This is a genomic window from Janthinobacterium sp. GW821-FHT03A03, assembly GCF_059421435.1.
The window spans coordinates 88,743-101,589 of the sequence record NZ_JBWKUZ010000013.1 but is presented as its reverse complement, the minus strand read 5'-3'; the positions used below and the strand labels follow the sequence as shown (position 1 = coordinate 101,589).

The following is a 12,847-nucleotide window of genomic DNA, read 5'->3' as shown; positions in this document are numbered from 1 at the left end:
ATGAAACACCCGGCCCTGCTGCTGGCCCTGGCTGCCAGCTTGCTGCCGGGCCAGGCAGCCGCCGCCAGGACGCCCAAGACGCAGGCCGACGTGGCCCGGCAGGCGACAGCGGCCCCAGCGGCCTCCGCCGCCATCCTGCCCCGCCTGGTAAGCCTGTCGGCCGGCAAATCACAGTTGCTGCGCCTGCCGTTCGCGGCCAGCCGCCTGGCCGTGGGCGACACCGCCGTCGCCGACGTGATCCTGCTCAATGCCAGCGAAGTCTATCTGCTGGGCAAGCGTCCCGGCACCACCAACCTGATCCTGTGGGACCGCGCGAAGCAAGCCACCATCATCGACCTCGGCGTGACCATCGACACGGGGGCGCTGCGCCTGCAGCTGACGCAGCTGTTCCCCGACGAGACGCAGATCGCCCTGCATGCGGCGGCCGACACGCTGGTCCTGTCGGGCACCGTGGCCGACGCCGTCAAGGCCAGCCAGATCTTGTCCCTGGCGCAATCGTACGCGGAGCGCGCCAGCGGCACCGGCGCCTCGGGCGCGGCTGGCGCCGCCATGCCTGCCGCCAGCGGCGCCGGCATCAAGGTGATCAATATGCTGGCCATTGCCGCGCCCCAGCAAGTGATGCTGGAAGTGAAGATCGCCGAAGTGTCGAAGAGCCTCGTCGACCAGCTGGGCGCCAGCCTGGGCGTCAATGTGCAAGTCGGCAACTGGACGCACTCGCTGCTGTCGAACTTGCTCAGCGGCAACCGCAGCCTGATCGAGGCGTTCAACAAGAAGAATGGCAACTTCGTCAGCATCGACGCGCAGAAGCGCGACGGCCTCGTGAAAATCCTGGCCGAACCGACCATCATGGCCATCAGCGGCCAGGAAGCCAGTTTCCTGGCCGGCGGCAAGGTCTTCATTCCCGTCAGCCAGAACAACAGTGGCGGCACGCCCACCATCACCCTGGAAGAAAAGGAATATGGCGTGGCCGTCAAATTCACGCCCACCGTGCTCGATGGCGGACGCATCAACCTGAAGGTGGCGCCGGAGGTTTCCGAACTGAACAAGGACGGCATCGGCCTGAGCGCGGGCGGCACGAATGCCACCGCCTTGCTGCCCTCGTTCACCACGCGGCGCGCGGCCACCACGGTGCAACTGTTCGATGGCCAGAGCTTCGCCATCGGCGGCTTGATCAAGAACAATGTAACGACGAATATCAAGGCCTTGCCCATGCTGGGCGAGATCCCCGTGCTGGGCGCCCTGTTCCGCAGCAGCGACTTCCAGAGCGACCGCAGCGAGCTGGTCTTCATTGTCACGCCGCACCTGGTGAAACCGCTGCCGGCCGTGCCGCCGCTGCCCACCGATGGCTATGTGGAACCGTCGCGGGCCGACTTTTTCATCCGCGGAAAAATGGAAGGAAGGGCGCCGCCCGCCACGGCGGCGGCCGCAACACAACCGGAGCAGCAACATGATTGATTTTCCCCGCTTTCTTTCCCTGCTGGCCGCCGCCGCGCTGGGCGGCTGCGTGCAGCAGACACCACGGCTCGACAGCCAGTTCGGCGACAGCGTGCGGCAGGCGCACGCGCGGCAAGTGCTGCAGCCGGACGCGGCCGCGCGCGAGCAAAGCCGCCTGGCCGCACGCGGCGGCATCGACGGCGGCGCCGGCGTGGCCGCCTTCCAGCGCTACCAGGACTCGTTCCAGAGCCCGCCGGCGCCGGCGCAGGAGCTGACCATCGGCGTCAGCAAGCGCTAGGGAGGGCCACCGTGCACATCACCGTCATATCGAGAGACGAAAAAAGCCTGGCCGGCATCGCCGCGCTGTTGCGCAGCCGCAACCCCGCGTACCAGGTCGACACCCTGGCCGGCGCGCTGAAAAGGCTGCCCGCGGGCAGCGCCCCGGACGTGGTGATCGTCGACCAGCCGAATATCGAAGCTGGCGACCTCGACAACGTGGAACGGCTGGGCAACCAGCAGCCGCGCATCGCCTTCATCCTGCTGTGCCGCCACCACACGCCGGATTTCCTGCTGCAAGCCATGCGCGCCGGCGTGCGCGAAGTGATCGATTATCCGGCCCCGCCCGGCTGCCTGTACCAGGCCATCGAACGCATCGAGGAAAAACTGCAGCGGCGCAGCGACGCCAACGGCAAGCTGCTGGCCTTTATCTCGTGCAAGGGCGGCAGCGGCGCCACCTTCCTCGCCACCAACCTGGCCTATGCGCTGGCGGCGCAGGGCGACAGCCGCGTGGCGCTGATCGACATGAACCTGCAGTTCGGCGACGCCTCGCTGTTTGTTTCCGACCAGAAACCTCTGGCCACGCTGGCCGACGTGGCGCAGCAGATCCACCGCCTCGACCCGTCGTTCCTGGCCTCGAGCATGCTCAATGTCCTGCCCAATTACGGCGTGCTGGCCGCGCCCGACGACCCCACGCTGGCCAACGACGTCAAGCCGGAGCACGTGGACGCCATCCTCAGGCTGGCGCGCCAGCACTACGACTTCATCGTGCTCGACATCGGCCGCAGCCTCGATGCGATCAGCATCCGCGCGCTGGACCAGGCCGACATGATATTTCCCGTGCTGCAAACCACCTTGCCCTACATCCGCGACGGCAAGCGCCTGCTCGACGTCTTTCAGTCGCTCGACTACCCGATGGAAAAAATCCACCTGGTCGTCAACCGCCACGACAGGGGCAGCGAAATCAGCGTGTACGACCTGGTGACGGCCTACGGCAGCGATGTCTACATGACCGTGCCCAACCACTATGAAGCGGCGGCCGCCTCCGTCAACCAGGGCATCCCCGTGCTGCAGCTGGCCCCCGCCAGCCCCATCACGCGGGCGCTGCAGGAATTCGCCCGGCGCCTGAGCGGCGCGGCCCCCATCGCCGCGCAGGACGGCTGGCTGGGCCGGCTGCTGCGCCGCGCCTGAGCAAGGACAACACCATGAACGCAGTCACCATCCCGATCCGCGAACGGCTGGGCCAGTTGCACACGCACCAGCGCGCCGGCACCATCGACAACCGCGCCTACCAGCTGCTCAGGCAGCGCATCCACGCCATCCTGCTCGACCGCGTGGACCTGGAAAACCTGCAGCGCCTCGCGCCCGAGCAGGTGCGCGAACAGCTGCGCCTGCTGGTCGAGCGCCTGCTGGAAGAAGAGGCCGTGGTCATCAACGAGCTCGAACGCAAGAACCTGACGCGCGACATCCAGCACGAAATGCTGGGCTTCGGGCCGCTGGAACTGCTGCTGGCCGACCCCAGCGTGTCCGATATCCTCGTCAACACCCACAAGCGCGTGTACGTGGAGCGGCGCGGCAAGCTGGAGCTGACGGACGTGTGCTTCAGCGACGACGCGCATTTGATGAAAATCATCGACAAGATCGTCTCGCGCGTGGGCCGCCGCATCGACGAATCGAGCCCGATGGTCGATGCGCGCCTGCCCGACGGCTCGCGCGTGAACGCCATCATCCCGCCGCTGGCCATCGACGGCCCCGTGATGTCGATCCGGCGCTTCTCGGCCGATCCGCTGCGCCTGGCCGACCTGGTGGCCTACGACAGCATGACGGCGGGCATGGCGGAAATCCTGCAGGGCCTGGGCAAGGCGAAGATCAACATCCTGATCTCGGGCGGCACGGGCAGCGGCAAGACCACCATGCTCAACGTCATTTCCGGCTTCATCGGCGCCACCGAGCGCATCGTCACGGTGGAAGACGCGGCCGAGCTGCAACTGCAGCAGCCGCACGTGGTGCGCCTGGAAACGCGCCCGCCCAATATCGAGGGCAAGGGCGAGGTGACGCAGCGCGCGCTGGTGCGCAATGCCCTGCGCATGCGTCCCGACCGCATCATCCTGGGCGAGGTGCGCGGCGGCGAGGCGCTCGACATGCTCGGCGCCATGAACACGGGCCACGAAGGCTCGATGGCCACCATCCACGCCAATACCCCGCGCGACGCCATCACGCGGCTGGAAAACATGATCAGCATGGCCGCCGCCAGCCTGCCCAGCAAGGCCATGCGCCAGCAGATCAGCTCGGCAGTCGGCGTGGTGGTGCAGGTGTCGCGCCTGACGGATGGCAAGCGCAAGGTCACCTCGATCCAGGAAATCACGGGCATGGAAGGCGACATGATCACCATGCAGGAAATCTTCAGCTTCCGCCAGACGGGCGTGGGCGACGGCGGCACCGTGCTCGGGCATTTTTCCTCGACGGGCATCCGGCCGCGCTTCCTCGAACGCCTGCACACGTTCGGCATCACGGTGCCGGCCCAGTTGTTCGAACCGACGCGGCAGGGACGCTGAGATGGCCTCCCTGTTCCTCTTCGGCACCCTGGTCTTCAGCGCCGCCCTGCTGCTGGCCAGCGGCGTCTACCTGGCCTGGCGCGGCATGCGCAACCGCGCGCCCGGGCGCGTGGCGCAGCGCGTGCGCAATGCCAGCAGGGGCAGCGCCGACAGCCATCCCGCCCTGTCGATCAGCAAGCAGCGCCTGCTGGCCCGCCATCCGCTGTTGCAGCGCGCGCTGCAGGCGCTGCCGCCGGCGGCCGTGCTGGACCGCCTGCTGCTGCAGGCGGGACGCCAGCAGACGGTGGCCCAGCTGCTGGGCTGGTGCCTGGCCAGCCTGCTGGGCGGACTGCTGCTGGGTGCGCTGCTGGGGCTGCCCCTGTCCCTGCTGGCGGGCCTGGGCGCGCTGGGCGCCGCGCTGCCCCTGCTGCACTTGCGCCGCGCGCAGCAGCAACGGCTCCGGCGCATCGAACAGCAGTTGCCCGATGCGCTCGACCTGATGGGGCGGGCCATGCGCGCCGGCCACGCCTTTCCCACGGCGCTGAAAATGGTCGGCGATGAAATGGCGGCGCCGCTGGGCAGCGAATTTCGCGCCGTCTTCGATGAAGTCAATTTTGGCGTGGCCATGAGCGATGCGCTGGGCAACCTGGCCAGCCGCGTGCCCAGCACCGACCTGCGCTACTTTGTCGTCGCCGTGCTGATCCAGCGCGAAACGGGGGGCAACCTGTCGGAGTTGCTGGGCAGCATCAGCGCCATCATCCGCGACCGCCTGAAGCTGCTGGGACAAATCCGCGTGTTGTCGGCCGAGGGCCGCATGTCGGCATGGATTTTGGGGCTGATGCCGTTTGCCGTGGCGCTGATGATGCAGCTGACCAATCCCGATTTTCTGAGCGTGCTGTACCTGGACAGCGGCGGACGCAAGATGCTGGCCACGGCCGGCGTGATGATGGCGCTGGGTATTTTGATAATTCGCAAGGTCACGCGCATTCGCATCTGAGATTTTTCCCGAAAGGATGGTCATGAGTTTTCTGCAATTGCTGTTCCTGGCGCTGACCTTTTGCGCCGCCTTCGGCGCCATGCTGTTGCTGCTGCGCCCGTTCGCTTCGCCGACCCTGCAATCGCGCCTGGCCGCGCTGGCCGAAGCGCATGCGCCAGGGCGCAAGGCCGGCGGCAGGCGCTGGCTGGCGCGCCTGCTGCGCCTGGCCGTACCGCTGGGCAAATTGTCCTCGCCCGCCGAAAACTGGGAAGGCTCGCCGCTGCGCAGCCGCTTCATGCACGCGGGCCTGCGCTCGAACGCCGCGCCGCTGCTGTTCTTCGCCGCCAAGACGACCCTGGCGCTGGCGTTGCCGGCCGCCGTCTTCTTCCTGCTGCATCAGTCAGGTGGCAGCACGCTGGTGCTGTGCCTGCTCATCGCCATGGCCGCCGGCTATTACCTGCCCAACGTGGCGCTGGCGCACATGGTCAAGCAGCGCCAGCGCGACATCTTCGAAAATTTTCCTGACGCGCTGGACCTGATGACGGTCTGCGTCGAAGCGGGTCTGGGCATGGATGCGGCGCTGGCCCGCGTGGCCGCCGAAATCGTGCTGAAAAGCGCGGTGCTGAGCGAAGAACTGACGCTCGTCACTCTGGAACTGCGCGCCGGCAGCAACAAGGAAAAAGCCTTGCGCAACCTGGCCTTGCGCACGGGCGTGGAAGACGTCGACGCCCTCGTCACCATGCTGATCCAGGCCGAACGCTTCGGCACGGGCATCGGCGCCTCGCTGCGCGTGCAGTCCGCACAACTGCGCACCAGGCGGCGCCAGGGGGCCGAGGAGCAGGCGGCGAAAATCGCCCTGAAACTGCTGTTTCCGCTGATTTTCTTTATCTTTCCCTCGCTGCTGGTGGTGCTGATGGGACCGGCCTTCCTGCAAATCTACCGCCTGCTGCTGCCGGCCTTGCGCGATGCCGGCTAAGGCCCGCGCGCATGTGCGCCAGCAAGGGGTGGCGGCCGTCGAACTGGCCCTGCTGATGCCCCTGCTGATGCTGATCTTCCTCGGCATCGCGGGCATGAGCCGGCTGTACTACCTGCAGATGGCGCTGGTCAGTGCGGCGCGCGCCGGCGTGCAGTTCGCGCAGGCCGGCCAGACGCAGGACACGGCGCGCATCGCCGCCGCCGCGCGCCGCGACGCCCTGCACGACGCGCCCGGCATGGCCATGCCCGACGTGACCATACGCCAGCGCTGCGCCGACGGCAGCCCGTATGCCGGCAACGGCAAGTGTCCCGGCTATGCCAGCGCGCCGTGGACCTATGTCGAAGTGCGCACCAGCTACGTGCTGGCCGATGCCGGCTATCCCCTGCTGCCAGGGCTGGCGGCGCCGCTGCGGCTGCAGCACAGCGCCACGGCGCGCCTGCGCTAGGCGCCCTACTGAAGGAAACGATCACGCCATGCCTCCCATCCGCCAGCGCGGCTCCTTTGCCGTCGAATTCGCCCTCACCCTGTCGCTGCTGTTGCTGCTGACGTTTGCCATCGTCAATCTGGCGCTGGCGGTATGGAACTACAACACCCTGTCGCAGGCCAGCCGCGAAGGCGCGCGCTATGGCAGCGTCCTGGGCAATACCGATGGCCGCTACAGCCGCGAGCGCGCCCGCGAGCTGATACAGCGGCGGGTGGCGGCGCACGCCGTCGGCCTGCGCTTCGACACGATCGACGTCAGCTGGGATGGCGGCGACAACGCGCCCGGCAGCATCGTCACCGTCAGCGCCAGCTACCGCTTCCATCCCGTCAGCGCCATGGTCGGCTCGCTCAGCATTCCGCTGCGCAGTTCGGCCAGCATGATGATTTCCCAATGACATTTCCCAATCCGCCGAAGCGAGGTATTCCATGCGCCTGTCCACTCCCCTGCGTTCCCGCCGCCAGCGCGGCAGCATCCCCGTTGCCACGGCGCTGCTGCTGCCGCTGCTGATCGGCTTTGCCGGCCTGGCGGGCGACAGCGGCATGCTGTATCTCGTCAAGCGGCGCATGCAGACGGCGGCCGATGCGGGCGCCGTCTCGGCCGCGCTGGAAATGCAGCGCCAGGCCAGCCTGGCCGACATCGTCGCGGCGGGCAAGCAGGATGCGGCCCTGAACGGCTTTGCCGCCAGCGGCACCAGCGTGCACCTGCCGCCCCTGGCCGGCGCCCAGGCGGCGCGCCCCGGCTATGTGGAAGTGCAGCTGACGCAAGCCGTGCCCACGCATTTCATGGGCCTGTTCGGCTTCCGCGCGGTCGAAGTGCAGGCGCGCGCGGTGGCCGGCGCGCGGCCCGACGCCACCTGTTTCCTGGCCCTCAACGGCAAGAACGTCAGCGAGGCGATGACGGTCACGGGAGCCGGCGAGATCACGGGCGAACACTGTGCGATGTTCGTCAATGGCAGCACGGCCAATACCCTGACGGCCAGCGGCGCCATGACCGTGCGCGCCGACAGCATCGGCGTGCAGGCGCCCGGCTACCGGCACGACGGCGGCAGCGCCTTCCTGCCCACGCCACAGGTCGGCCAGGCGGCGCGCCTGGACCCGCTGGCGCGTTTGCAGCCACCGCCGGGCGGCGCCACGCAGGCGAACGGCACGCTGAAGGGCACGGGCACGCACACCCTGCGGCCCGGCGTGTATCCCGACGGCATCAATCTGTCGGGCGGCATCACGGTCAACTTTACCCCGGGCGTCTATGTGCTCAAGGGCGGCTTCACGGTCGACGGCGCCGTCAACCTGCACGGCGACGGCGTGGCCTTCTATACGCAGGGAGCGGTCAGCATCCGCGGCAGCGGCGTGCTCAAGCTGGCGGCGCCGGAAACGGGCCCCATGGCCGGCATCCTGTTCTATGGCGACCGCGACAAGGTCACAGGCAAGAACGAGATCACGGGCGGCGTCAGCGGCGAGCTGGCCGGCACCCTGTATTTCCCGTCCTCGGCGCTGAACCTCGTGGGTAGCGGCGGTCTCAAGGGCCGGCCCTACCTGATGCTGATCGCCGATACGATGTCGTTTACGGGCGGCATGCTGTCGGAATTTAGCAAACCCGTGTACAACGAGGCTTACCAGGGCTCGCGCGTGGCCATTGCGGAGTAGCGCTCAACCGAGTTTGTGGCGCGTGGCGTACACGTACAGCTCCAGGCGGTTGCCGACGCCGAGCTTGTGATAGATCGAACTGAGGTGATTGCGCAGCGTGTGCTCGGCGATGAAGGCGCGCTGCGCCAGGTCCTTGTTCAGCGCTCCATTGCCATCGACGATCATGCCGACGATCTTGCGCTCCTTGGCCGTCAGGCTGGCGATGCGCGCGTCTTCGGGATTGTGCGGCGGCGGCGCCTTGGGCGCCAGCAACTCGCCGAGCAGGGAGCCGAGCAGGGTCTGCTCGAGCCACAGTTCACCCAGGTGCACCTTGCGGATCACATGCAGCAGCAGCTCGGCCGGCGCTTCCTTGCCCAGCGCGCCGCGCGCACCGGCGCGCACGGCCTTGCCCAGCAATTCCTGGCTGCGCGTGCCGCTCAGCACCAGCGCGCGCGTGCCGCCGCCGGCCAGCAGCTGGGGCAGGATATCGGTCGAGCATGAACCGCCCAGGTCCAGGTCCAGTACGATGACATGCGGCCGCTGCGAAGCCGCCATCGCCAGCGCCGTCTCGGCATCGCCTGCCGAACCCACCAGCGACATTTCCGGCGTGCCTTCGATCAGCTTTTCCAGTCCCCACAACATGGTCTTGTGGTCGTCGACCAGCATCACGCGGATCGCCTGCCCGGCGCATGCGGGCGCGCTCGCGGCCGGCATCACAGGGGAATCGCAATCTGCAGCGAGGTGCCGCCATCGCCGGGGCGCTTGACCAGCAGGCGCCCGCCCAGCGCCGCCGTGCGCGTGGCGATCGACGAGGGCGTGAAGGGCGCAGCCGGCGCGCCATCGCCCTCGTTTTCAATCAGGATCTGCAGCCAGCCATTGCTGCAATCGACGTCGATCGTGCCATGGCGCGCGCGCGTATGCTTGCGGATATTGCTGATGCCTTCGCTGACGATCTGGAACACTTCGGCCGCCAGGCGGTCGCTCACTTCGATGGCGGGCGAGACGCGCAGGGCGATGTCGATGTCATAGAACTGGCGCACCTGCTCCGCCTGGCGCCGCAAGGCCAGCAGCAATTCGGGCTCCTTGCGCAACTGCCCGCTGTTCAGGTTTTTGACGAAGTGGCGCATGTCGCCCACCACTTCGGTGGCCATCGCCAGCAGCTTGTCGAGGTCGTCGATGAGGGGGTTGTCCGGCGCGGCCGCCTGGCGCACGGCACTGATGCCATGGCGCAAGCCGATATACGGCTGCAAAGTACTGTCATGCAGGTCGCAGGCGATTTTCTGCCGTTCGCGCTGCCCCGCTTCCGACGCCAGGCGGTCCAGCAATTCGATGTTTTCCATCATGGGAAACACTTGCGCCACGATATGCTTGAGAAACAGCGCATCGGCCTTGCTGAAGCCATGCCGCGCCGACATCAGGTACACGCGTCCCTGTCCCTTGCGCAAACGCAAGGATGCGCTGACGAAGGCGCGCGCCTCGAGCAGCTCGACCAGGCGCTCGCCCGCATCGCCGCCGAAACGCCGCCACTTGCTGCAGCCGCGTCCCAGCACGCGCGTGCCGCCCATCCACGGCCACCACGTCAGGCGCGGGCGCACATGCAGCACGCTGTGTTCCGGGGAAAAGGCCAGCAGGGCCGGCATGGCGCTCGCGCACAGGCGCACCGGTTCGATCGACGTGCCCGCATTGGCCGCCGTCGCCGTGCGCAGCAGCCATTTGTCCGAGTCGCCATCCTGCAGCACCAGGATGCAGCTGCTGGCGCGAAAGAAGACGCGGTTTTTCTCCAGGATGGACGAGAGCGAATGGTTGATGCCGAAGCGGGGATTCGACAGGCGGCTGACGTCGCGCAGCAGGGCCAGGCGGCGTTTCTGCTGCAGGCCCATGCCGCCCCAGTAGGCGATCAGATGGCCCAGCGCCAGCAGGAAGCTGGTACACCACAGCAAATGCCAGCGCTGCTCGGCGGCCTGCGCCAGCAGCGCCACCAGCATCAGGGCGGCGGCCGACATCAGCGTCACGCGCGAGCCTTCGCGAAAGCCGAATTGGAACGAAGCGGCCAGGATGGCGAAAAAGAACAGCAGGAAGACATAGCCGTTGCTGCTGCCGCTGTAATAGACGATCAGGCCGAACCAGCCCACGTCATACCAGTAGATGGCCTTGCCCGGCATGCTGGACAGGCGAATTTGCATGAGGGCAAATAGTGCCGCACTGTGCAGCGCGTAGGCGCCGCACACGACCGTGGCCAGGTCGCTCAGATGGACGTCGCCGCCCGGATTGACGACGCAGATGACGACTGCAAACACGGCCAGCAAGAGGCGGATGCCGCACACCATGGCAGCATCGGCGGTATCGCTCGTCAACTGCACGCTGAATGCGTTTTCGTCCTTCACCGCACCTCCGCGCTAGGGGATTTCATCAAGACAGGGCACAGCGTTACGCTTGCCACTGTGCACAAATCTGCAAAATTGCTTTCTTTGCAATCGTCGAGTGTACGCACGGAACTAGTGTTTGTCTACCGGAAAATCCGCACTCCTTTACCCAGGCAAAAACAGCGCCCCATCCTGAAGATAATTCTGTGGATAACTTTGTGGACAAAGCAAAATTAACTGTCAGAATAATGTGGATAGAAAATTTTGATCGCCGTCAAGGGGGGCACGAAATAAAATTTAATCCTTTAAAATCAATGCCTTAAAAATCACTGCCCGGGAGAGAAAAAAACACCTGACTTTCTCCAGGTCTGTGCATAACTGAGCTATTCATGAATTTTTCACACAAGAATAGACGCCATTTGCATGACTCAAATCAATGTATTTCTTACGCCCCAGGAACAAAATAGGCGTTTGCCGGGCAGGCCAGCCGCACGGCGCAGCGTCGGCGCAAAATATTGTTCAAATATCATGCGGTGCAACATGACATTCAAGTAAAACCTGAATTCCCACGCTAAGCCCCCGTTAACAAATTACTTTTCAATTTTATCCACAGAATCTGTTGATAACTTTGTGGACAATGAACTGATAAAGCTGCCGGGCGGAAGAACAACCTTGCCAATTATGGCAAGGATCGCTCTGGGGAAGATTTTTTTCTTCTTAAGAATCAATTACTTGCCGGCACTCCCCGGGCAGGGGTTTTCCACTGCCTGTTATTTCCGCAGCAAAAAAAATTGTGCATAAGTCGGTATGGCATGTTGCATGGCACCAAAGAAAAAGGCAGGCTTCCTGTGGAAAACCTGCCTTCTGCCCGGGCGCGCGCGGCGCTGCCGGGTGCCGTGCGCTCGCTTACTGGCCGCTGCGCATGGCGCGGCTCATGCTGTGCACGGCTTCCACCATCGCTGCCACGGATTCCGGCGGCGTGAACTGGGAAATGCCGTGGCCCAGGTTGAACACGTGGCCCGAGCCGGCCGACGGCGCGCCAAACGCGTTGAGCACTTTCGCCACTTCGGCGCGGATCTGCTCGGGGCTGGCGAACAGGATGGCCGGGTCGAGATTGCCCTGCAAGCCCACTTTATGGCCCACCAGCTGGCGCGCGCGCGCCAGGTTGACGGTCCAGTCCAGGCCCACGGCATCGGCGCCGATGTCGGCGATCTGTTCGATCCACTGGCCGCCGCCCTTGGTGAACACGATGGCGGGAATCTTCACGCCATCCTTGTCGCGCTTCAGCTGCGCCACCACCTGCTGCATGTAGGCCAGCGAAAATTCCTGGTAGGCGCCATCGGCCAGCGCACCGCCCCAGGAATCGAAAATCATCACGGCTTGCGCGCCGGCATCGATTTGCGCATTCAGGTACTGCGCCACGGAGGTGGCGTTGATCGCCAGGATGTGGTGCATCAGGTCCGGGCGGTTGTACAGCATCTTCTTGATGGTGTGGAACTCTTTCGAGCCGCCGCCTTCCACCATGTAGCACGCCAGGGTCCACGGGCTGCCGGAAAAGCCGATCAGCGGCACGCGGCCGTTGAGTTCCGTGCGGATCTGCGTGACGGCCTTGAAGACATAGTCGAGCGACGTCAGGTCCGGCACCTGCAATGCCTTCACGTCCTGCTCCGTGCGCAGCGGGCGCTCGAACTTCGGACCTTCGCCATCGGCGAAATACAGGCCCAGGCCCATGGCGTCGGGCACCGTCAGGATGTCGGAAAACAGGATGGCCGCGTCCAGCGGGAAGCGCTCCAGGGGCTGCAGGGTCACTTCCGTGGCGTAATCGGGATTCTTTGCCAGGCCCAGGAAGGAACCGGCCCGCTCGCGCGTGGCGCGGTATTCGGGCAGGTAGCGGCCTGCCTGGCGCATCAGCCAGACGGGGGTGTGCTCGGTCGGCTGGCGCAGCAGGGCGCGCAGGAAAGTGTCATTCTGGAGCGGAGCAAATTGTGGCATGGAAGGCAATCAATAGCTGGGAGAAGCGGTATTATCGCATCCAATCGCCGCCATTTCATTGATTCCGGTGCCGCTTTGCAGCATTTGCCGCACACAGCGATGACTTTCGTTGTGCCTGACCTTCCATTATGATGATGCACGCTGCCACGCGCCCTGATCCTGCCTGGCGGCCCTTGATCCCCTCACTACA

Annotated in this window: 12 protein-coding genes; 9 read left to right on the top strand and 3 right to left on the bottom strand. The window is 65.7% G+C overall.

Annotated elements, in window-relative coordinates:
• From AC07VI_RS20885 to AC07VI_RS20845, 9 genes are read left to right on the top strand one after another with little or no spacing between them, the layout of a single operon-like run.
• On the top strand, positions 1 to 1,455 hold the full coding sequence (locus AC07VI_RS20885; RefSeq protein WP_086147017.1) for a type II and III secretion system protein family protein: 1,455 nt from the start codon (positions 1 to 3) through the stop codon (positions 1,453 to 1,455).
• A complete protein-coding gene (locus AC07VI_RS20880) occupies positions 1,448 to 1,732 on the top strand; it encodes a hypothetical protein (protein WP_086147018.1) in 285 nt (94 codons plus the stop codon). Before AC07VI_RS20885 ends, AC07VI_RS20880 begins: the two co-directional genes overlap by 8 nt.
• Before the next feature lie 11 nt (positions 1,733 to 1,743).
• Positions 1,744 to 2,901: a CpaE/TadZ family protein gene (locus AC07VI_RS20875; RefSeq protein WP_086147019.1), complete on the top strand. Its 1,158-nt coding sequence runs from the start codon at positions 1,744 to 1,746 to the stop codon at positions 2,899 to 2,901.
• 14 nt (positions 2,902 to 2,915) lie between these two features.
• Positions 2,916 to 4,265: a TadA family conjugal transfer-associated ATPase gene (locus tag AC07VI_RS20870; RefSeq protein ID WP_099375475.1), complete on the top strand. Its 1,350-nt coding sequence runs from the start codon at positions 2,916 to 2,918 to the stop codon at positions 4,263 to 4,265.
• Between the two features lies 1 nt (position 4,266).
• The gene (locus AC07VI_RS20865; protein ID WP_086147021.1) at positions 4,267 to 5,241 is read left to right on the top strand and encodes a type II secretion system F family protein; all 975 of its coding nucleotides are present in this window, start codon (positions 4,267 to 4,269) and stop codon (positions 5,239 to 5,241) included.
• 22 nt (positions 5,242 to 5,263) lie between these two features.
• Entirely contained in the window at positions 5,264 to 6,196 is a 933-nt protein-coding gene (locus AC07VI_RS20860; protein WP_086147022.1) for a type II secretion system F family protein, read from the top strand.
• Positions 6,186 to 6,641 carry a TadE/TadG family type IV pilus assembly protein gene (locus AC07VI_RS20855; protein ID WP_086147023.1) on the top strand — a complete coding sequence of 152 codons (456 nt, stop codon included), beginning with the start codon at positions 6,186 to 6,188 and terminating at the stop codon, positions 6,639 to 6,641. Before AC07VI_RS20860 ends, AC07VI_RS20855 begins: the two co-directional genes overlap by 11 nt.
• Before the next feature lie 28 nt (positions 6,642 to 6,669).
• The gene (locus AC07VI_RS20850; protein WP_157792440.1) at positions 6,670 to 7,074 is read left to right on the top strand and encodes a TadE/TadG family type IV pilus assembly protein; all 405 of its coding nucleotides are present in this window, start codon (positions 6,670 to 6,672) and stop codon (positions 7,072 to 7,074) included.
• Between the two features lie 31 nt (positions 7,075 to 7,105).
• A complete protein-coding gene (locus AC07VI_RS20845) occupies positions 7,106 to 8,323 on the top strand; it encodes a pilus assembly protein TadG-related protein (RefSeq protein ID WP_086147025.1) in 1,218 nt (405 codons plus the stop codon).
• Between the two features lie 3 nt (positions 8,324 to 8,326).
• Here the strand turns inward: AC07VI_RS20845 and AC07VI_RS20840 are convergent, their stop codons facing one another.
• From AC07VI_RS20840 to hemE, 3 genes are all read right to left on the bottom strand, one after another.
• Positions 8,327 to 9,016, bottom strand: a complete 690-nt coding sequence (locus AC07VI_RS20840; RefSeq protein ID WP_226936354.1) for a response regulator — start codon at positions 9,014 to 9,016, stop codon at positions 8,327 to 8,329.
• Positions 9,016 to 10,686, bottom strand: coding sequence for a sensor histidine kinase (locus AC07VI_RS20835; protein ID WP_492991851.1), 1,671 nt, complete (start codon positions 10,684 to 10,686; stop codon positions 9,016 to 9,018). Before AC07VI_RS20835 ends, AC07VI_RS20840 begins: the two co-directional genes overlap by 1 nt.
• An 885-nt stretch (positions 10,687 to 11,571) precedes the next feature.
• Positions 11,572 to 12,657 (bottom strand): uroporphyrinogen decarboxylase, encoded by a 1,086-nt coding sequence (hemE, locus tag AC07VI_RS20830; RefSeq protein ID WP_492991853.1) that lies wholly within the window; start codon positions 12,655 to 12,657, stop codon positions 11,572 to 11,574.
• Positions 12,658 to 12,847 lie beyond the last annotated feature (190 nt).